We start from the raw sequence: 19,597 nt of genomic DNA, 5'->3' as shown, positions 1-19,597 counted from the left end.
TTTTATCGCGTTTTCGTTTTTTTGATTTGTCCGGTAACAAAATTGGCGCTTTCAATAATATAAGGTAGAGTCGTTCCAGGATGTGCGCTTGTGCCGACGACGAATAAATTGGGAAACCTTTTTTGCAGGCGATGTGCGGGGTGCCGCAAGCCAGTCTGACTAAAATTCCGGACTAGACCGTGAATCGCACCTTGATAAAGATGAAAATCTTTTTCCCATTCTTTTGGCGTGAGCACTTTCTTTTCGACAATATGCTCCTCTAATTCAGGAATATTAAGCCGTTTTTTAACAACGGAAAACACTTTTTGTTCGAAAGCGGAGCGTTCCTTCTCCCAATTGATGTGGCTTTCATTATTTGGAACGAGAACCATAATTCGAAGAGCCGTGTGTCCAATTGGTGCCATCGTTGTGTCAGAAACGGAAGGATTCACGACATAGACGACAAAATCCTCTGATAAAGTTTTTAAATGGACTAGTTCATTTTCATATTGCTTATAATTTTCGGGAAAAATAACGGATTGATGCGCCAAAGGGAAAGTTTTATCAAGTCCCAAGTAAATCATAAATGCGCTTGTAGAAGACTTTTTCTTTTTGAGATTTTTAGGTGGTGCCACGTCATGCATGAGTTCAGTCATCGTATAGGCGTAGTCGGTATTGATAATATATTTATCCGCTTGAATGTGTTCACCGTTTTTAAGTGTAAAACCATCAATTTGTTTTTTTTGAAATGAAAAATGGTCCACTTCCGCATTTAAATGGATACGTCCACCATATTCGGTAATGACATCTGAAATGGCTTTAAAAAGTTGGCTGTGTCCGCCGACTGGGTGATAGAGACCATAATAAAATTCGGAGAACGGGATGATGCTATACATGCCTGGTGTTGTAGATGGGCTCATGCCCATATTGCGAACTTGGAATGAGAAGGCGAGTCGCAAATTTTCATCATTGAAAAAACGCGAAGTTTCATCCGCCAAATTGCGTCCTAAAGAAAGGCTTGGTAGTGCGCGTATCATAGTTGGCTTAAAGTAGTCCCAAAGTGAGGCAAGGCTTGACATCATTAGCGGTGCGAGATACAGTGACTTTTTCGCATTTTCATTCATGTAGTGAATATAGTTTTCTTCATTATTAGGAAAGTTTTTATTTAATTCTTCAATGGTTTGAACTTGGTTGTGAAAGGGTGAGAATGTTTGATTGTTGCTGAAGAAAAGCTTATATAATGGGTCAATTGGAATGAGTGTGACATAATCTTCTAAATTACGACCAGCTTCCATAAAGAGGGCGGTCAAGGTGTGGGGCATTGTAATGGCCGAGGGGCCGATATCAAATTTATAATCACCTAATGTAAGTCGACTAGTTCGTCCGCCAATAAAAGCATTCTTTTCATAAATATCGACTTCGTAGCCAGCGGAAGAGAGGCGCATGCCAGCTGCTAATCCGCCTGGTCCGGCACCTATGATGGCAATTTTTTCTTTTTTCATAGTTTGTCAGCTCCAGTTTTATTTTTGGCATTAAAAAAGCGCCAACCGAGAATCCGGTTTTAATGCGCCACTTTTTTAATCTTCTTTAGACGAGTGAATAATTTTGTAATTTTTGTGATTGACAACGGTTTTTTCTTCGATGCCGAGGTCGTTAAAGTTTTCCATATAGGTTAAATCAACAATAACTGAGTTCTCATTGATTTTCTCTACAATTCCTGTGAGTCCATCTTTAAACTCAATAATATCGCCAACATTTACTTTAGCCATCTTTATCACTCCCATGCGTTTGAGGTGCAAACAAGTTCTTCACTTATTAAATTAACTTTAAGTTTGCACTAAATTCACAATAATTGCAAATAATACGGTTTCTCGGACTATTTTTTAAAATTGAATAGTTGAAAAAACCGCATTACGAGGTCTAAAAAGAGAGTTGTGCGGTATCCCAATTGAATAGCAAGAACTACTGGAAAATTGCGTTTCAAGAGGAATTCAGCTAAAATAAAAGGGTAGCGATTTTTTTACGCCAAAAATATCAAGAAATGGTTGTAACCGATGCAAAAACATGGTACTCTTTTTAATTGAGGGATAGCCTTTTTTGCTGAGAAATCATTTTGGTGAAAAAGGTCACAATAAATTTCTTTACAAAGGAGAATGTAATTATGGAACAAGCAAGTTTTGTAGTAATTGATGAGACAGGAATTCACGCACGTCCAGCAACTTTGTTGGTGCAAGCTGCAAGTAAATACAGCTCTGATATTCAAATTGAATATACAGGCAAAAAAGTAAACCTTAAATCTATCATGGGTGTTATGTCTTTAGGTATCGGAAAAGGTGCTGATATTACTATCCATGCAGAAGGTAGCGACGAAAAAGAAGCTATCGAAGGTTTAACTGAGGTACTTAAGAAAGAAGGCTTGGCTGAATAATGGTAAAAGAGTTGAAAGGGATCGCAGCATCTGATGGGATTGCCATTGCGAAAGCTTATCTGCTCGTTGAACCGGATCTTTCTTTCGAGAAATCTGAAGTGGCTGACGCAGAAAGCGAAGTTAAACGTTTTCAAAGCGCAGTAGATGTTTCTAAATCTGAACTTTCAAAAATTCGTGAGCAAGCGGCGAAAAGTTTAGGTGAAGATAAAGCTCAAATTTTTGATGCACATCTACTTGTTCTTAATGACCCAGAACTTGTTGGGCCAATTGAAGAAAGTATTAAATCTACAAAAACAAATGCTGAGGCAGCACTTCAAGAAACTACGGATATGTTCATTACGATGTTTGAATCGATGGATAATGAATATATGCGTGAACGTGCGGCAGATATTCGTGACGTTAGAAAACGTGTCTTGTCGCACTTATTAGGCGTGACGATTCCAAACCCTGCTTTAATCGATGAAGAAGTGGTTGTCGTAGCAAGTGATTTAACGCCTTCTGATACGGCTCAATTAGACCGTAACTTTGTTAAAGGCTTTGTCACTGATATTGGCGGTCGTACTTCTCACTCTGCAATTATGGCGCGTTCTCTTGAAATTCCAGCTGTTGTTGGAACAAAAGAAGTTACGGCTGATACTGCTGAAGGTGAGTTAATCATCATTGATGGTTTAGAAGGAAATGTAATTGTGAATCCGACTGAAGAACAAGTTGCTCATTATAAAAAAGTTCAATCTGACTTTGCAGCTCAAAAAGCAGAGTGGGAGAAACTTAAAAATGAAGAAACGATTTCTAAAGATGGTAAACATGTGGAACTAGCTGCCAATATTGGAACGCCTAATGATTTAGAGGGCGTTGTAGCAAATGGCGGCGAAGCAGTAGGCTTATACCGTACAGAATTTCTTTACATGGGTCGTGATAACTTCCCAACTGAAGAAGAACAGTATGAAGCTTATAAAGCGGTTCTTGAAGGTATGGAAGGGAAATCTGTTGTTGTTCGTACACTGGACATTGGCGGAGATAAAACACTTCCATATTTAGAATTACCTGAGGAGATGAATCCATTCTTAGGTTTCCGTGCTATTCGTCTTTGTTTTGCAAATGAAGATTTGTTCCGTACGCAACTTCGCGCGTTACTTCGTGCAAGCGTACACGGTAAACTGAAAATCATGTTCCCAATGATTGCAACAGTTGGCGAGTTCCGTCAAGCAAAAGCGATTTTACTTGATGAAAAACAAAAACTAGTAGCGGCTGGAACTGATGTGAATGAAAACATTGAATTAGGTATTATGATTGAAATTCCAGCGGCAGCAGTCATTGCGGATCAATTTGCTAAGGAAGTTGATTTCTTCTCCATTGGTACAAATGATTTAATTCAGTACACGATGGCGGCAGACCGTATGAACGAACGCGTTTCTTATTTATACCAACCCTATAATCCATCTATCTTACGTTTAGTTAAAAACGTGATCGATGCTTCTCATAAAGAAGGCAAATGGACTGGTATGTGCGGAGAAATGGCTGGGGATCAAACAGCAATTCCATTATTACTTGGCTTAGGACTTGATGAGTTCTCAATGAGTGCTTCAAGTATCTTGAAATCTCGTTCTCTTATCAAACGTCTTGACCAAACTGAAATGGTGAAACTTGCTGATGAGGCACTAAACAAAGCAACAGCCGAAGAAGTTGTTGAGCTAGTTGAAAAATATACAGCTGAATAAGCGGATCGAAGAAACTAGAAGCGAGGATGCTTCTAGTTTCTTTTTATGGTATATTTAAAGGGACAACATAAAAAGGGAGAGGAAAATATGCAGAAATTACTAAATTCTAAAGCAAAAAGTCTGTTTTTTATCCTAATGGCGTTCTTTTTAATCATTTCGCCTGTTGGAAATTTGGCCCACGCGGCTTCTGAAAAGCTATATGTTGGTGCGTTAGCGGTGAGTGAGGTTGAGAATGATACAATCAAATTGCATGCGCAAACGAATTTACCAAAGAAAATGAAATTTTTTGTTAAGATTACTGGGTCAGATGATTTTGAAAAAAAGGTGAAGTTAAAGGTTAAAAAAGATGGGAAATTAAAAAAGAAAGTAAATGATTTGCCAAATGGGACGTATACGGTTCTTTACCAGTCCTATCAACCGAAGAAGCAGTCTGGAAAGATGAAGAAAATTATCGGTGAAAAAGGGGACAACTTAAAAGGTGATTTAGTTAACAAGAAAAAGGTTGTGAAATTCACTGAAACGATTAAGGTTACAAATTCTTCTGTAAAGAGTAAAGCTGTTCTTCAGGCGGAAGAAAAAGCGGCTGAGGAAGCGAGAATAGCAAAAGAAGAAAAGGAAGCCGCAGAGAAAAAAGCAGCGGCTGAAGCGGAACAGCGAAAGAAAGATGCGCAGGCAAAATTAGAGCGTGACCGGGAAGCGGCGAAAAGAGCTGCGGAGAAACAAGAGCCAGCGCAATCACAACCTGAACAAAGTCAGGGGCAGATTAAAGGAAGTTATAGTGGGATTTATCATGTGCCAGGGAGTACATATTATGATAGAACGAAAAATGTAAAAGAGTGGTTTAATACGGTTCAGGAAGCGGAGGCTGCAGGATACCGGGCGCCGAAGCGATAATGACGTGCGAGTAACTAAATCTTTATTTGTTAATAAATCTAGGTTATGGCATCATGCAAAATCAGTACTGTCTAAAAAAGCAAAAATCATTTGAGCGCACGGATTTTATTGTGCTTGATTTTTGCTTGTAAGTATGTGTTTGCAAGTGGTTGCATCTGCAATTAGCTGGCTTAGACAAATGGGTAATACTTATTGTTTTTTCTATTATTCACACTTGCTTTGTACAAAATGAACAAAAAAAGGGACTATTTTTAGTCGATTGTTCAAAAAATGTCTACAGAAAATGGCGCTGAATTCTGTTAAGCTATTAATTGTGATGAGGAAAATACTGTATGCCTCATCATAGTATTCCTTTAATTACAAAACGAGCTGTTCAACCTTTTGACCTAGCCATCTTATCTTGGCTAGGTTCTCTTTTTTCTTTGACTTGAGTGCATTTAAAGCACTCTTTTTTTTTTGCTTAACAAATGGCACGTTTGCGCTTTTTACCAACACGTTCCATTTGGACGACTTTTTGAATGTAAGTAGATGCCACGGGAACTTTGCACGCGGTGTCGCCCATATCCACATAGACGGTGCCGATATTTTTAGCGACAGATTCTGCTTTTTGTAGAAGAGGCGGGTAGTAGGTTCCGGTGCAGATGACAAAATTATTCATGGTGTATTTGACGTTGTTTTTTGCGTTGTGAACTGTTTTTTCGACTTTTTCTAACAAATGAAGCACTTCGGTTTGATTAATTTCTTCGTCTGGTGTGATAGACAGGTAGTTTGCGTAGCAGCTCCAGCCAGTGCTTTCGAGTTCCTCGCGTGCTTCACTAAGCCAGTAGTTTGCAAGTTCTGTTGCATGCGGCGTTTCTGCTGCTAAACTTGCGACAATCGCTTCACGGATGCTTTTGCAATTTGCAATATCAGCCCAGTGCAGTAAATCTTCTTTTGTAAGCTGCTTAGGATCACACGTTAGCCCTGCTAAATACTGCGCATCATAATTTCCAGTTTCAAAAAGGGCATAGGACAAATTTGCCGCCTTCACCTTTTTCACGAGCTGTTTTTTCATATCCCCAATTTTAACGCCAAATAATGGCTCAGACACATCATGGCGAAGCAAAGTTTTTTTCGTCTGCTCACTCCCAAGTGCCGAAAGCTCGTTCATTACCGACTCAAGATTCATGACCTTCCTCCTTTAACAGTTGATAAAATAAGTATAACGAAGGTTTTTTAGAAAAGCGAGTGCGGTGACATAAAAAGAAGTTTAGTGTAGCGAAATAAAGCTTGAAAAGTTATAATGAATGGGAACGATAAAAAGGGGATGAAACGATGTTTTTTGCATTCTTTGCAGCTGTTTTTTTAATTATTTTTGTTGCGCTTTATATTTGGGATAGGCGTAGAATTAGTAACGGAATATTTTTGACCATTGGCTTGTTTTTCTTGCTATTGTGGATTCTTTATCTTGTTTTAACGGTTTCAGACCGGCTTGATCTCGTTCGAGTTTTGGTGACGGGGCTTGCGATTATTCTTATTTTGCTCATCCCGTTTTTTTTCTTTGGTCTAATTTTTGGGCTTATTATGAATGGTCGAACAATGATGAAAAAAGAAGGAAGACGGCTTGCAAATTTATTGCCGATGTTTGCTGGGCTTGGGCTTTTGGCACTATTTATTTGGGGGATTGCTCAAGGGTCGGTCATATCGGTCCCGCAACTTGGGGCGCTTTACGCAGCTATCATCGCGATTTTGACGTACTTCACGTTTTTCTTTGTGACATTTTTAATTTCTTGTTTCGTATATCAATTCAACTTTCCACGCTACAACCAAGATTTTATCATTGTGCTCGGAAGCGGCTTGATTGGTGATAAGGTGCCACCATTACTTGCGAGCAGGCTAGACAAAGCGATTTCTTTTTCCAAAAAGCAGCTTGAAAAAAAGGGAAAACAGGCGACGATTATCGTATCTGGTGGGCAAGGCGAGAACGAGCTGACATCTGAGGCGAATGCGATGCGGTTATATTTGCTCGGTAAAGGGTTTCCTGAGGATTATATTATTATGGAGGATGAATCGGTGAATACGCTGCAAAATATGCGCTTTTCAAAGGCAAAAATGGATGCGATTTTACCGAAATATAACAGTATTTTCGCAACGAATAATTTTCACTTATTTCGAGCAGGGCTTTATGCGAAAAAAGCAGGTTTAAAAAGTGAGGGAATTGGTTCGAAGACCGCCTTCTATTACATGCCAAGCGCTCTAATGCGAGAATTTATAGCGATTGTGATGATGCATAAAAAACTAAATTTAATGATTGTGGGCTTTATTTTACTTATGTTCTTAGGACTGTTCTTGATTTCATTTTTATGAGGAGGGGTTTTGATGGAAAAATACGAACGGAAAGCATAAATCTTAATTTGTTGCAGTTGGAACAGATAAAACATCGAGTTAGGTATTATGATTAAAATTCCAGTAGCAGTAATTGCGAATTAATTTGTTAAGGAAGTTGATATTTAGCACACGATGGCGGCAAAGCGCATAAACGGACGCGTTTCTCTAATTATCCATAAAGAAATTAAATGGACAGGAATAAAACAGCCATTTTATTGTTACTTGCCTTAGGACTTGATAATTTCTAAGAGCGTTTCAATCATTTTGAAATCTTATTTTCTTGGCCAAATTGAAATGGTTAAACTTGCTAACGAAGTACTTGATAAAGCAACAGCTGAATAAAACTTAAAAGGTCTGGAAGTGTTTTCTAGTCTTTTTTTGTGTTATACTAATAGTATCCAAAATCTATAGATAATTGGTGTAGCTTGTGTGAAATAATGAACTTTTATTCTATAGAGAAAAAGAAGTCCATGAGATGTCACATATATTGAGGAGGGCAAATAAATGAGATTAAAAATAAATTTTCAATTTACAGAAGATAGTATTCCACTAGATTATCGGCGAAAGTTTTTGAGCATTATGAAGCTTGGATTAGAAAGGGTAAATCCACAACTTTTTGACGAACTTTTTCTTTCAAATAAACAAAAAGACTATACGTTTGCCGTTTTTCTAAGAAATCCAATTTTTAAGAAGGATAAGATTGAACTAGGTTCAAATGAGGGAGTGCTAAATTTTTCAACAGGAAATGCAGAATTGGGAGTTAACTTTTACAATGCTTTTTGCGAGATTCGTAATGAAAATTTGAATTTTCATAAAAACAATCAGATTATCTTGAAAGATATACATATATCGTCTGTGCCAGATATAAGAAATGAGCAAGTTTATTTTAAATTACTCTCACCACTTATTATTAAATCACATAATCGCGAAACATATAAAGATAGATTCTATTATTTTGCTGATGTCGAATTTGAACAAACATTGAAGAATAATCTTTTTACGAAATTGCGGAAGAAATACGGAGACTATGTTGAAAATGATATTCAGTTAATACAACTTGATACAAAACAAATGAAAAAAACAGTTGTCGATGTTTATGGGATGAAGGTGGTATGTTCAGTTGGGATTTTGGGTGTTTCAGGAAAGCCATATTTATTAAATGAGATGTTACAGAACGGCATTGGATCAAATTCTGGAAGCGGTTTCGGTTTTGTAGAGGTCTAAATTACGGGAGGTGAGAAAAACATGTTAGAGTTTGAAATATCAGATTGGGGCTATAACGCATCTCTAGCTGGTTTTTTAAACATTATTGGTGAAGAAAATGTAACCTATATAGATCACCAGCGTGTAGAGGTTAAAGAAGAGGTGCTAGAAAATTTTGCGGCCAAGTATTTCAATTATTTTATCGATACATATGAGAAAGTTTTACCTTGGTATCGGATTGTATCATATAAGGATTCGATGGAAGCGACTTTGGAGAGCAAGTTTGATAATTTTTCGGAAAAAGATTTAAAAGAAATGAATTATTATGTTAAAAATGTACTGAAATATTATTTTATGAGTAACAGCTACAAAGCAGCGTATCCACTTATTGATGCAGATTTTAACCCGGAAATAGAAGTCAAAAAGCTAAAGACAATTAATTTGAAAAAAAAGGATGATTTTAATGAGATTAAAGCAGAGCTTATTTCTCAGGTAAAAGAAAACTTTGAAATTATTGCGAAGCTGATTGATTATGCCAAATCTGAAAATGGACGAAAATATTTAGCTGGAAAAAATGTGGTTTATAATATGATTAAAAATAGTTGGGAAGGTGTGTCCTTTTTAAATCGAAATACAAAAGAAAAGGATTTTTATATTGATTTTGAAACACATTTTGTAACACCTGCAAAGGAGTATTTAGCAGCCGATAAATCGAAATTCAAGTATCACTGCACAAATTGCGAGCGGGCAATAAAAGATTTGGAACTGGATTATTCATTCTTAACAAATACAGGTTTTGATACTAAAAGAAAAGCCTCACATGTTTGGAATAATGATAACGACTTGGCGATGTGTCCAATTTGTCGACTTGTTTATGCGTGTATGCCAGCTGGATTTACTTTTATCCAGCGTGAAGGGATTTTTATTAATAGCAATGCGAATATTCAAGAAATGGTACGAATCAATCAGGCGATGAAAAATGATTTGAGTCGTAAAATTGATGACCAAAATAAATCAGTTTATAGGGTGCTTGTCAAAATGGCACAAGAGTCTGATGTTGAAAAACATCGGTATGAATTGGCTGATATCCAAGTCGTTCGCTATGAAAATGAAAGTTACCGTTTCAACTTGCTAGCAAAGCCAGTTCTTACATTGATGAATCGTTTTAAAAAAGAACTGAAAAGCCTCATTGGAGCTAATTTCAAAGAAGGTAATGAAAAGCTATATATTTTCCAAGAAGTTGTGAAAAATATACTTAATAATCAAAATATGTTTTTACTAGTTCATAAACTGATATATTATAAAATTGCAGGTTATGGGCAAACGTATTATAGCAGTTATCAGATTATGAATACACTTAAAATTAATAATTATTTCACGGGAGGAGCAGGAGAGATGACACAAATGATAACGCTTGAAGAACTTGAAAAAGTACGTGCGAATGCTTACTATTTTAAAGAAGAACTGAGAAGCCGTAAACGTGAGCAAAAAATACAAGGGATTGCTCATCAATTGCTTAATGCGGTTAAAACAATAAATCGTGGCTTATTTATGGATATTTTGCTTAAAAATTATTCGGGTATAGATAAGCAAGTTCCGAAAATTTTACTTCGGATTTTTGATAATGATGATAATTTTAGAACAATTGCTTATGCGTATCTAACTGGTCTAATTGGTGACACTAAAGAGGACAATAAGGAGAGTGCAAAATGAAAATTAAAGGATTAACAGCAACGGTCATTTTTCAAGCAGAAAGTGCGAATTACGGTGAATCGATTGGAAACGTATCGTCACTTAAAAAAATTTCACGTGACAATGGTGACTTATATACATATATTTCGCGCCAAGCATTACGCTACAATATGATTGAACAACTTGCTGAGGAAACAGCACCTGTTCAGGCAGAAGGCAGTGGGGACAAAAAAGTTATTCAGTTTGATGCCAATGCGCAAATTGATAAATATCCAGAAATCGATTTTTTCGGATATATGAAAACAGAAAAAGGAACAAGTGGGCAGAAACGTAATGCGAAAGTACGGCTTTCTAACGCAATTTCTATGGAAACATATAAAGGCGATTTAGACTTTTTAACAAATAAAGGTCAAGCAGATAAAATTGGGGAGCATATGAATATTGCGCAGTCGGAAATTCACCGCTCATTTTATCGTTATACGATTACAATGGATTTGGATCAAATTGGAATTGATGGGGAGATCCAAATTGATAATGTGGAAAAGGCGCGTCGTGTGAATAAATTGCTCGATACAATTCAATTTTTATACCGTGATATTCGCGGTCGGCGTGAGGATTTGAAACCGTTATTTATTATCGGCGGGGTTTATGATATTAAAAATCCAATTTTCCAAAATGAAGTCAGTGTGAAGGAAAATAAAATTGCGGTTTCGGATGATTTTTTACCAGATGAAATGCGTCAAGAAACGCTTTCGGGGATTGTGAAGGGGATTTTTGAAAATGAAACGGAAATTCGCCAAAACTGGCAAGCGACAGCGGTACCACACTTTTTTGAAGCTTTAAAATCGAAAGTAAGTGCGTACTATGAAAGCAATTAGGATGAAGCTTTGGCAGGATTTTGTGAATTATAAGAAGCCGACGAGTTTCCAGTTGAAGGAAACGTATCCACTTCCGCCGTTTTCAACGGTGATTGGGATGGTGCATGTGCTAGCTGGTTTTGAGTCCTATCATGAGATGGATATTAGTGTGCAAGGAAAACATTTTTCTAAGGTAAACGATTTATATACGCGTTATGAATTTAAATCGGGTATGAATTTTGAGAAAGGTCGGCATCAAATTGATGTGAATGGGCTAGGCGTTGGTCGTGGAATTGCGACAGCGGAGCTACTGGTTGATGTTGAACTATTACTTCATATTTTACCCAAAAATGAAGAAGATTTTGCGGTGATTTTAGATGCGCTTAATCGTCCGAAAGAGTATCCGTCACTTGGTCGGCGTGAGGATATTGCAACGATTTTGGAGGCGAAGGAAGTGGAAGTTGACCTTAAGACACTTTCCAAGCAAGTGAGTTTACCGGAAAATTATGGGGCTTATGTTCCAGTCGCAAGTGGGGCAGATATTAAACGGACAGAATTCTATGATTTGCAGGAAGTAGGAACACGTTTTCGTTTAAATAAAGATTATGTGCTAGAAAACTATGGAACTGAGAAGAAGCCAAAAATATTTCGTAAGTGGAATAAAAAAGATGTTTTCTATTTATCCGAATTTAGAGGGATGAGAAAGCGTGATTTTTGGGTAGATTCAGATGGACATTTAGCATTTTTTGTATAGAAATGAAACGGAGGATAAGGAATTCTCCGTTTTTCTAATTAGGAGGAGCTACATGAAAATATTTTATGCGAAATCAAATCCGAAAGAGACGATTCAAGAGCACACAGACGAATTGCTGCGTAATTATGATATTTTAAAAGAACTATATCCAAAGATTGCAGTAGATTGGTTTTTGCTACGATATGTTTGTTTGCTGCACGATTTTGGGAAAATGAATGATTTATTTCAAACTAAATTATTTTCTAGGAAAAATAAAGTTGAAGGAGAAATTCCTCATGGATATTTGAGCTTAGCATTTATTGATTTCGAATATTTGGAAGAGATTGGTTACAGTTTGGATGATATAAAAATTGTTTTCCAGACAATTGCATACCATCATGAGCGAAATTATCACGGGAAAACGAAAGATATTGAGGCAGGTTTTAAAGGGCTTAAAGAGGTTGCCAAAGATTTTGATTATGAAAAGTGGAAAAACCCAATTGAACCTGCTGACGAAATTGAAACAGAACTTTTTGCCGTTGGTGAACATACTTTCGAAAATGACTACGAAAATTTTAAAAAATATGTTCTTTTAAAAGGACTGCTTAACCGAATTGATTACGCGGCGAGTGCATCGGTTCCAGTGGAATGGGAAAATGGCTTTTTGGAGCGGGATTTGGCGGTTTGGAAAGAGAATAAAGGAATTTCAGATTGGAATACGTTACAGCAATTTATGAAGGCACACCAAAATGAAAATGTGGTTGTAGTAGCGCAGACTGGAATGGGGAAAACAGAGGCGGGGCTTTTATGGCTCGGCGATGCAAAAGGCTTTTTCACTTTACCACTAAAAACGGCAATTAACAGTATTTATGAGCGCGTGAAAGATGATATTTTGACAGAGAAAGTCGATACACAAGTCGGTTTGCTTCACTCTGACATTTTTTCGAGATATTTATTAGATGAAAAAGAGTATGATATTGCTGAATATATGACACGGACGAAACAGTTGTCCCTGCCGCTTACAATTTGCACTTTGGATCAAATTTTTGACTTTGTTTATCGTTACCCAGGTTTTGAGCATAAACTCGCGACTTTGTCCTATAGTAAAGTCATTTTAGACGAAGTTCAAATGTATTCACCAGATTTGCTTGCTTATGTGATAGTCGGGCTCAAATATATTCAAACTTTTGGCGGGAAATTTGCGATTTTAACCGCAACACTCCCTGGAATTGTCACTCATTATATGAAAGAGGAAAAACTCGAGTTTACAATGCCAGAAAAACCATTTATTACTGATGTTTTCCGCCATTCAGTTTGCGTTAAACACCGCGAACTTGATGTTCAAGATATTTTAGAGCACGCTAATGGAAAACGAGTTTTAGTCATCTGCAATACGGTGAACAAGGCCAAAGAAATATTTTCTGCCCTACAAATTGCCGGCGCGAACACCAAACTTTTCCACAGCCAATTTATTCGCGCAGATAGGCGCCAAAAAGAGCAAGAAATCTTCCAAGATGGTCAGGTGGGGTCCGAATTTGAAGGTGTGTGGGTCACCACACAAGTCGTGGAAGCCTCGCTAGATATTGACTTCGATTTGTTGTTCACGGAGCTTTCCGACATAAATGGTTTGTTCCAAAGGATGGGACGCTGTTACCGAAAACGTGAAAACCCGGATGGAAACAATGTTTTTGTGTATGACGGTGGTGAAAGAAAGTGTAGTGGTGTTGGATTTGTTGTAGATACAGAGATTTTTGCGTTTTCGAAAGAAGCACTTTCTGAGCTGGATGGGAAGATTCTAGAGAGCGCGAAGATGAAGTTGATTGAGGAAGTTTATTCGTATGAAAATCTATTGGAAACCGCCTATAATACAGAACTTCAAAATAATATTAAATATTTAAAGGATATGAGCGCTTACGAATTGGATAAAACGACAGCAAAAAAAAGATTTCGCAATATCCAATCTGTTTCTGTGCTTCCAAAAGTGATTTTTGAAGAAAATGAAGGGCTTATGGAGCTTTATAAAGATGAAATGGACAAGTTGGAAAAGCAAAAAATATGGGAAAAAATTAAAGATTTGCAAGTTGATGTGCCGGCTTATTTATTTGAAAAATCGGAGAAACAGACGGTGGAGTTAACTAAATATAAACAACTTAATATTTTGGATTGCTTGTATGACTATGAATCTGGTGTCACAAGAAAGGAAAGGACGAAAGAAAATCAATTTTTCTAGGGGGAAAAGATGCGGATTACGGGAATGATGGTTTATTACTATTTTGTTTGTAAGCGGAAACTTTGGTATTTCACAAATGATATTCAAATGGAAAATACAAGTGAGGCGGTTAAACTTGGAAAAATGATTGATGAGACAAGTTATGACAGAGAAGAAAAGCATATTTTAATCGATGATACAATCCAAATTGATTTTTTACAAAGTTTTGAAATTCTTCACGAAGTAAAAAAATCTCGAGCAGTTGAAGAAGCCTCGATTTGGCAAGTGAAGTATTACTTGTATTTTCTTGAAGAGCGTGGAATTCATATTGAATATGGGGTACTAGATTATCCCAAAATTAAGCAACGTGAAAAAGTGTTCTTGGAAGAAGGCGACGAAAGTCGAATGGTGGAAATTTTAGCAGGAATTAGGCAAATTTGTAGGCAGAAGAAACCTCCCGTTTTAGAAGAAAAAGGGATTTGTAAGAAATGTGCCTATTATGAATTTTGTTTTATTTGAGGTGAGATATGGAAAGTTATTTTTTATTTAGTAGTGGCGAATTGAAACGAAAAGATAATGTGGTGCGGATGGTTGCGAAAGATGGGAACTTCAAGGATTTGAAAATCGAACTAACACGTGATATTTATTTGTTTGGTGAAGTGACAACGAATACAAAGTGTCTAAATTACTTAGCAGAAAAGAAAATCCCTGTGCATATTTTTAATTACTACGGTTTTTATACGGGCACTTATTATCCAAAGGAACGCAATGTTTCTGGGAAGCTTTTAATTGAGCAAGTTAGTGCATATACGAATGAAAAGAAGCGTCTTTATTTCGCTCAAGAAATTGTTGAGAGTGCGAGTTTTAATATTTTACGAAACTTGCGTTACTATAAAGGACGCGGAAAAATGGTTGAAGCAGAAATGGGACAAATTAAGCAGTTAAGAAAACGAATTCAGCAAACGAAAGATATCGAAGAATTGATGGGGATTGAAGGAAATATTCGTAAAGAATACTATAAGTCATGGAACACGATAGTCAATCAAGAAATCGATTTTACAACAAGGGTGAAAAGACCGCCAGATAATATGATTAACACCCTTATTTCTTATATTAACTCTTTAATCTACTCAACCTGTTTATCCGAAGTTTATGTGACGCAGCTAAATCCAACCATCAGTTTTTTGCATAGCGCAGGGGAACGCCGATTTTCTTTGTGTCTAGATGTTTCTGAGATTTTCAAGCCATTAATTGGTGATAGACTTATTTTTTCATTGCTTAACAAAAATAGCATTACTGAAGATGATTTTGAAGAAAAGGCTAATTTTTATTACATGAAGCCAAGTGGTCAAAGAAAGGTACTCGCGGCTTATGATGAAAGATTAAAAGAGACACTGCGTCATCGGGATTTAAAAAGGAATGTTTCCTACAGGCGACTGATTCGACTGGAGTGCTACAAAATTGTGAAATGCTTAATGGAAGATGAGCCTTATCAAGGCTTTAAAATGTGGTGGTGAATGATGTATATCATCTTAATTTATGATATTCCGAATGGTGAAGGAAGTGCTAAAGTTTCACGCCGGATTTTTAAAACGTGTAAAAAATATCTAACACATATTCAAAAGTCTGTTTTTGAAGGTGAAATTACACCAGCGCTTTTCATGCAATTAAAACTAGAACTAGGTCAACATATTCGTAAAGATACAGACTCCGTCATCATTTTTAACGGTCGTAGTCAAAAATGGTTAGAAAAAGAATTCCTAGGTGTTGAGGATGACAAGACATCCAATTTCTTCTAATCTGTCGATGTGAGATAGCGTAAAATTCCTAGAGGGTCGACAGAAATGCGGAATTCATTCGAGGAGAATGGATTTCGCGTTTTTTTTGATTTCTAAGATATATAAATTCATGAATTTTGACAAAAAATTTAGAGGTCGACAGAAATGCCCTTTTGAGGTAAGATGGGAGTAAGGTTCATAAGGGCACCTGTTTTAATCTATGTATTATGAAATGTAAATTTTCATTTTTAGGCAAGTTCAGTTGTTCAATAGCGTTTTAATCTATGTATTATGAAATGTAAATCAAAGCTGCTTCAACTCGCTTGGTTAGCGCTGTTTTGTTTTAATCTATGTATTATGAAATGTAAATTTCGCAAACACATAAATACTTTTCTTTTTAGATTGGTTTTAATCTATGTATTATGAAATGTAAATTCGAACGTTCTTTGCGTTTCGCTAAAGAAGAGTCTAGTTTTAATCTATGTATTATGAAATGTAAATAGCAAGTAACCACCATTTAAGATGATTACAGCAATCGTTTTAATCTATGTATTATGAAATGTAAATTTATTTTATAATCCGTGCAAAAACCGAGTGACAAGTTTTAATCTATGTATTATGAAATGTAAATTTTTTTCTATACAAAATCGGGTAACTTGCACTTACAGTTTTAATCTATGTATTATGAAATGTAAATGACTTCTAATGCGTTCTTCTTGGTTCTTTAGCTCTTGTTTTAATCTATGTATTATGAAATGTAAATGTTTTTGGCATGATTTTTGTCACGATATTTGGTTTCGGTTTTAATCTATGTATTATGAAATGTAAATGAAACCCCTGTTGAAATAGCATAATTTACGCCAAGTTTTAATCTATGTATTATGAAATGTAAATCTGTGATAGCGGTTTGCATATCGATAGACAAAATCCGTTTTAATCTATGTATTATGAAATGTAAATTCCTTCAAAGCGGCTTTATCGCTTCTAGCAAGTGCGGTTTTAATCTATGTATTATGAAATGTAAATTTATCCTTAATATCCGCATGCGTTGCTACTTCTTGTTTTAATCTATGTATTATGAAATGTAAATAATCAAGAGTTGCTTTATAATACTCGAGAATCAATGTTTTAATCTATGTATTATGAAATGTAAATTCTTTCGGTTGCGGTTCATTGCTTGATTTATCGTTTGTTTTAATCTATGTATTATGAAATGTAAATAAAGTTATGTATTTAGTGGCTGATTCAGTAACATTGTTTTAATCTATGTATTATGAAATGTAAATGGTTTGTCAAACCAGAAAGCTAAAAATGATAAAACCGTTTTAATCTATGTATTATGAAATGTAAATGTTAGTTCGTCCTGCCATAAAAGTGGGTCATTGAGCGTTTTAATCTATGTATTATGAAATGTAAATTATTCGACACTGTCCGGACCTTTTTTCGCTCCGTCGTTTTAATCTATGTATTATGAAATGTAAATTTATCATCTATTCCCTGAAGCGCGTTAAAGTAGCTAGTTTTAATCTATGTATTATGAAATGTAAATTTTGTTTATTTCGCTTTAGCAAGGGTTCACCTTTTGCGTTTTAATCTATGTATTATGAAATGTAAATCTTATGGTTGATGGCAAAAAAGTACAAGCGCGTACAGTTTTAATCTATGTATTATGAAATGTAAATATAAAATTATATCCCTTGCCGTTAAAGTGGACGGAGTTTTAATCTATGTATTATGAAATGTAAATTTTGAGAAAAGACGCTTTTATCGTATACATACTGTTGTTTTAATCTATGTATTATGAAATGTAAATGTTTTTGGCATAATCTTATGAATCGTTTGTTTGACGGTTTTAATCTATGTATTATGAAATGTAAATATGTAAAATTCGCGCGGATTTTTCCGCTTTCCCAATGTTTTAATCTATGTATTATAAATTATAAATCGATATGGAACGAATAACAGCGTGAAGCAAAGTAATACTTTAATTCATGTGCTCTCCCCCAAAAAAACTCCCAAATCTCTCAAACAAGCTGTTTTGAGTGTTTTTTGGTATGCAAAAACATAGTTTCTTTGACTTTTAAAACGAATAAGAAAGTAAGGTTAACAAATTGCGCGTTTGTATTTTTTCTGACACGACCCGTTCGAATCGCTTTTTAATGTAATGTAGTGGGAAAATAATTTGCATTGTAGCTCCAGCCACTGTACTTGAGCTCCGCGTTTGATTTATGTATCCAAAATTAGTGCTAGGCTTTCGAAAATAGCTTCGCAAATCGTTTTTGAATTCGCAATTTCGAGTAGCTCATTCTTGGTGATTTTTTTCAGCTTAGAAACAAAGCACGCTAAATATTGCGCATCATAGTTCAGCTCCAATAGTTTATTCGCAAGTTTATGGCTTTCGCTTCCTTCACAAGCTGCTTTTTCATATCACCAATTCTTACTCTAAGAAGCAGCTCGTTTGAACCATGACGTAGCAACATTTTTTCTTTTTTTTGAAAGCTAGTTTTTCATCATAAAAAACAGCTGGATGTAGCGAAATGAAGTTTGAAAAGTTATAATGAATTTGGATTAATAGAAAGAGGTTGAAACCATTTTTTGCTGGACTTATTTGTGGGATGAACATAATACTGTATGTGTGATAATTACGGGGCTCACTAGTATTCTTTTTCCCGTGAGCAGCTTAGATAAAGCGATTTGTTTTTATAGAAAGTAGCTTAAGGTAGACCGCCTTCTATTACATGCCAAGCGCTCTAATGCGAGAATTTATAGCGATTGTGATGATGCATAAAAAACTAAATTTAATGATTGTGAGCTTTATTTTACTTATGTTCTTAGGACTGTTCTTGATTTCATTTTTATAAGGAGGGGTTTTGATGGAAAAAATTGGTTTTATTGGTACAGGTGTAATGGGGAGAAGTATGGTTCGAAATTTGATGAAAGCTGGTTTTGACTTACATATTTATACGCGAACGAAATCGAAAGCGGATGAGCTGTTAGAAGAGGGCGCAACTTGGCATGAAAATCCAGCTGAGTTAGCGGCAATTGTGGATACTTTAATTACGATGGTGGGCTATCCTAGTGATGTTGAAGAATTGTACTTATCTGAAGGCGGCTTTTTAGAAACAATGCGCCCTGGCACGTTAGCGATTGATATGACCACTTCCTCGCCAGGCTTAGCTGCACAAATTGCGATGGAAGGGACTTCTACAAGTATTGAAGTTCTAGATGCGCCCGTTTCAGGCGGCGACATTGGTGCGAAAAATGGAACGCTTAGCATTATGGTTGGTGGGAGTGAGGCGGCATTTTTGCGTGCCAAACCGATTTTTGAAGTACTTGGCGAAAGCATCATTTTGCAAGGAGATGCCGGTTCTGGTCAGCATACAAAGATGGTCAATCAAATTGCCATTGCTTCCAATATGATTGGGGTAACAGAAGCCATTTTTTATGCGGAAAAAGCAGGACTGGACCCTGAACGCGTCTTGAAATCTATCGCCGGCGGGGCGGCAGGTAGTTGGTCGCTCAGCAATTTAATCCCGCGCGTCTTAAAAGATGATTTCACACCGGGCTTTTTCATTAAGCACTTCATCAAGGATATGCGAATCGCGCTTGATGAGGCGAAAAAAATGGATCTCGACTTGCCCGGACTTGCTTTAGCTGAAAAGATGTATCAAACACTCGCTGAACGCGGTTTGAGCGAAGCGGGAACGCAGGCGCTTATTGCGTATTACCGCTCATAATA

At 36.3% G+C, this 19,597-nt stretch carries 16 protein-coding genes and 1 CRISPR repeat array; of the genes, 13 read left to right on the top strand and 3 right to left on the bottom strand.

Annotated elements, in window-relative coordinates; translation table 11 throughout:
- Nucleotides 1-2: 2 nt before the first annotated feature.
- On the bottom strand, nucleotides 3-1,481 hold the full coding sequence (locus R8923_RS12275) for a phytoene desaturase family protein (RefSeq protein WP_485873044.1): 1,479 nt from the start codon (nucleotides 1,479-1,481) through the stop codon (nucleotides 3-5).
- Between the two features lie 75 nt (nucleotides 1,482-1,556).
- Nucleotides 1,557-1,763 carry a YkvS family protein gene (locus tag R8923_RS12270; RefSeq protein WP_485873080.1) on the bottom strand — a complete coding sequence of 69 codons (207 nt, stop codon included), beginning with the start codon at nucleotides 1,761-1,763 and terminating at the stop codon, nucleotides 1,557-1,559.
- A 377-nt stretch (nucleotides 1,764-2,140) separates the two neighbouring features.
- On the opposite strand from R8923_RS12270, the gene R8923_RS12265 reads away from it, so the two are divergent.
- From R8923_RS12265 to R8923_RS12255, 3 genes are all read left to right on the top strand, one after another.
- On the top strand, nucleotides 2,141-2,407 hold the full coding sequence (locus R8923_RS12265) for a phosphocarrier protein HPr (protein ID WP_007472257.1): 267 nt from the start codon (nucleotides 2,141-2,143) through the stop codon (nucleotides 2,405-2,407).
- Nucleotides 2,407-4,125, top strand: a complete 1,719-nt coding sequence (ptsP, locus tag R8923_RS12260; RefSeq protein WP_485873043.1) for a phosphoenolpyruvate--protein phosphotransferase — start codon at nucleotides 2,407-2,409, stop codon at nucleotides 4,123-4,125. The genes R8923_RS12265 and ptsP overlap by 1 nt, the downstream gene beginning before the upstream one ends.
- A gap of 87 nt (nucleotides 4,126-4,212) precedes the next feature.
- On the top strand, nucleotides 4,213-5,019 hold the full coding sequence (locus R8923_RS12255) for a sunset domain-containing protein (RefSeq protein ID WP_485873042.1): 807 nt from the start codon (nucleotides 4,213-4,215) through the stop codon (nucleotides 5,017-5,019).
- A gap of 460 nt (nucleotides 5,020-5,479) precedes the next feature.
- Here the strand turns inward: R8923_RS12255 and R8923_RS12250 are convergent, their stop codons facing one another.
- Nucleotides 5,480-6,187, bottom strand: a complete 708-nt coding sequence (locus R8923_RS12250) for a DNA alkylation repair protein (RefSeq protein ID WP_485873041.1) — start codon at nucleotides 6,185-6,187, stop codon at nucleotides 5,480-5,482.
- Nucleotides 6,188-6,333: 146 nt separating this feature from the next.
- On the opposite strand from R8923_RS12250, the gene R8923_RS12245 reads away from it, so the two are divergent.
- The 10 genes from R8923_RS12245 (at nucleotide 6,334) to R8923_RS12200 (ending at nucleotide 19,595) form a co-directional block, all read left to right on the top strand.
- A complete protein-coding gene (locus tag R8923_RS12245) occupies nucleotides 6,334-7,365 on the top strand; it encodes a YdcF family protein (protein ID WP_485873040.1) in 1,032 nt (343 codons plus the stop codon).
- A 525-nt stretch (nucleotides 7,366-7,890) separates the two neighbouring features.
- Nucleotides 7,891-8,610 (top strand): CRISPR-associated endoribonuclease Cas6, encoded by a 720-nt coding sequence (gene cas6 / locus R8923_RS12240; RefSeq protein ID WP_485873039.1) that lies wholly within the window; start codon nucleotides 7,891-7,893, stop codon nucleotides 8,608-8,610.
- Between the two features lie 21 nt (nucleotides 8,611-8,631).
- The gene (gene cas8a1, locus R8923_RS12235; RefSeq protein WP_485873038.1) at nucleotides 8,632-10,302 is read left to right on the top strand and encodes a type I-B CRISPR-associated protein Cas8b1/Cst1; all 1,671 of its coding nucleotides are present in this window, start codon (nucleotides 8,632-8,634) and stop codon (nucleotides 10,300-10,302) included.
- Nucleotides 10,299-11,159, top strand: a complete 861-nt coding sequence (gene cas7i, locus R8923_RS12230; protein WP_485873037.1) for a type I-B CRISPR-associated protein Cas7/Cst2/DevR — start codon at nucleotides 10,299-10,301, stop codon at nucleotides 11,157-11,159. Before cas8a1 ends, cas7i begins: the two co-directional genes overlap by 4 nt.
- Nucleotides 11,146-11,892, top strand: a complete 747-nt coding sequence (gene cas5, locus R8923_RS12225; protein WP_485873036.1) for a CRISPR-associated protein Cas5 — start codon at nucleotides 11,146-11,148, stop codon at nucleotides 11,890-11,892. The genes cas7i and cas5 overlap by 14 nt, the downstream gene beginning before the upstream one ends.
- 52 nt (nucleotides 11,893-11,944) lie before the next feature.
- On the top strand, nucleotides 11,945-14,101 hold the full coding sequence (gene cas3 / locus R8923_RS12220; RefSeq protein ID WP_485873035.1) for a CRISPR-associated helicase Cas3': 2,157 nt from the start codon (nucleotides 11,945-11,947) through the stop codon (nucleotides 14,099-14,101).
- Between the two features lie 9 nt (nucleotides 14,102-14,110).
- Nucleotides 14,111-14,599 carry a CRISPR-associated protein Cas4 gene (cas4, locus tag R8923_RS12215; protein ID WP_485873034.1) on the top strand — a complete coding sequence of 163 codons (489 nt, stop codon included), beginning with the start codon at nucleotides 14,111-14,113 and terminating at the stop codon, nucleotides 14,597-14,599.
- A gap of 8 nt (nucleotides 14,600-14,607) precedes the next feature.
- On the top strand, nucleotides 14,608-15,597 hold the full coding sequence (gene cas1b, locus R8923_RS12210; RefSeq protein ID WP_485873033.1) for a type I-B CRISPR-associated endonuclease Cas1b: 990 nt from the start codon (nucleotides 14,608-14,610) through the stop codon (nucleotides 15,595-15,597).
- Between the two features lie 3 nt (nucleotides 15,598-15,600).
- The gene (gene cas2 / locus R8923_RS12205) at nucleotides 15,601-15,879 is read left to right on the top strand and encodes a CRISPR-associated endonuclease Cas2 (RefSeq protein ID WP_485873032.1); all 279 of its coding nucleotides are present in this window, start codon (nucleotides 15,601-15,603) and stop codon (nucleotides 15,877-15,879) included.
- A 189-nt stretch (nucleotides 15,880-16,068) separates the two neighbouring features.
- A CRISPR array of direct repeats spans nucleotides 16,069-17,803; the repeat unit is 30 nt; unit sequence GTTTTAATCTATGTATTATGAAATGTAAAT.
- 928 nt (nucleotides 17,804-18,731) lie between these two features.
- A complete protein-coding gene (locus tag R8923_RS12200; protein ID WP_485873031.1) occupies nucleotides 18,732-19,595 on the top strand; it encodes an NAD(P)-dependent oxidoreductase in 864 nt (287 codons plus the stop codon).
- The last annotated feature ends 2 nt before the right edge of the window (nucleotides 19,596-19,597 follow it).

It is taken from the genome of Listeria tempestatis (genome assembly GCF_963575625.1).
In the GTDB taxonomy this organism is placed as follows: domain Bacteria; phylum Bacillota; class Bacilli; order Lactobacillales; family Listeriaceae; genus Listeria; species Listeria tempestatis.
Note: the sequence above shows the minus strand (reverse complement) of the source record. Positions and strands in the feature narration are given on the sequence as shown.

Excerpts from the sequence above, each read along its gene's own strand:
- cas8a1 (WP_485873038.1), top strand. The coding sequence starts at position 8,632 with ATGTTAGAGTTTGAAATATCAGATTGGGGCTATAACGCATCTCTAGCT.
- cas6 (WP_485873039.1), top strand. The coding sequence starts at position 7,891 with ATGAGATTAAAAATAAATTTTCAATTTACAGAAGATAGTATTCCACTA.
- cas4 (WP_485873034.1), top strand. The coding sequence starts at position 14,111 with ATGCGGATTACGGGAATGATGGTTTATTACTATTTTGTTTGTAAGCGG.
- R8923_RS12270 (WP_485873080.1), bottom strand. The coding sequence starts at position 1,763 with ATGGGAGTGATAAAGATGGCTAAAGTAAATGTTGGCGATATTATTGAG.
- cas5 (WP_485873036.1), top strand. The coding sequence starts at position 11,146 with ATGAAAGCAATTAGGATGAAGCTTTGGCAGGATTTTGTGAATTATAAG.
- cas1b (WP_485873033.1), top strand. The coding sequence starts at position 14,608 with ATGGAAAGTTATTTTTTATTTAGTAGTGGCGAATTGAAACGAAAAGAT.
- R8923_RS12245 (WP_485873040.1), top strand. The coding sequence starts at position 6,334 with ATGTTTTTTGCATTCTTTGCAGCTGTTTTTTTAATTATTTTTGTTGCG.
- R8923_RS12255 (WP_485873042.1), top strand. The coding sequence starts at position 4,213 with ATGCAGAAATTACTAAATTCTAAAGCAAAAAGTCTGTTTTTTATCCTA.
- cas7i (WP_485873037.1), top strand. The coding sequence starts at position 10,299 with ATGAAAATTAAAGGATTAACAGCAACGGTCATTTTTCAAGCAGAAAGT.
- cas3 (WP_485873035.1), top strand. The coding sequence starts at position 11,945 with ATGAAAATATTTTATGCGAAATCAAATCCGAAAGAGACGATTCAAGAG.
- R8923_RS12250 (WP_485873041.1), bottom strand. The coding sequence starts at position 6,187 with ATGAATCTTGAGTCGGTAATGAACGAGCTTTCGGCACTTGGGAGTGAG.
- R8923_RS12275 (WP_485873044.1), bottom strand. The coding sequence starts at position 1,481 with ATGAAAAAAGAAAAAATTGCCATCATAGGTGCCGGACCAGGCGGATTA.
- cas2 (WP_485873032.1), top strand. The coding sequence starts at position 15,601 with ATGTATATCATCTTAATTTATGATATTCCGAATGGTGAAGGAAGTGCT.
- R8923_RS12200 (WP_485873031.1), top strand. The coding sequence starts at position 18,732 with ATGGAAAAAATTGGTTTTATTGGTACAGGTGTAATGGGGAGAAGTATG.
- ptsP (WP_485873043.1), top strand. The coding sequence starts at position 2,407 with ATGGTAAAAGAGTTGAAAGGGATCGCAGCATCTGATGGGATTGCCATT.
- R8923_RS12265 (WP_007472257.1), top strand. The coding sequence starts at position 2,141 with ATGGAACAAGCAAGTTTTGTAGTAATTGATGAGACAGGAATTCACGCA.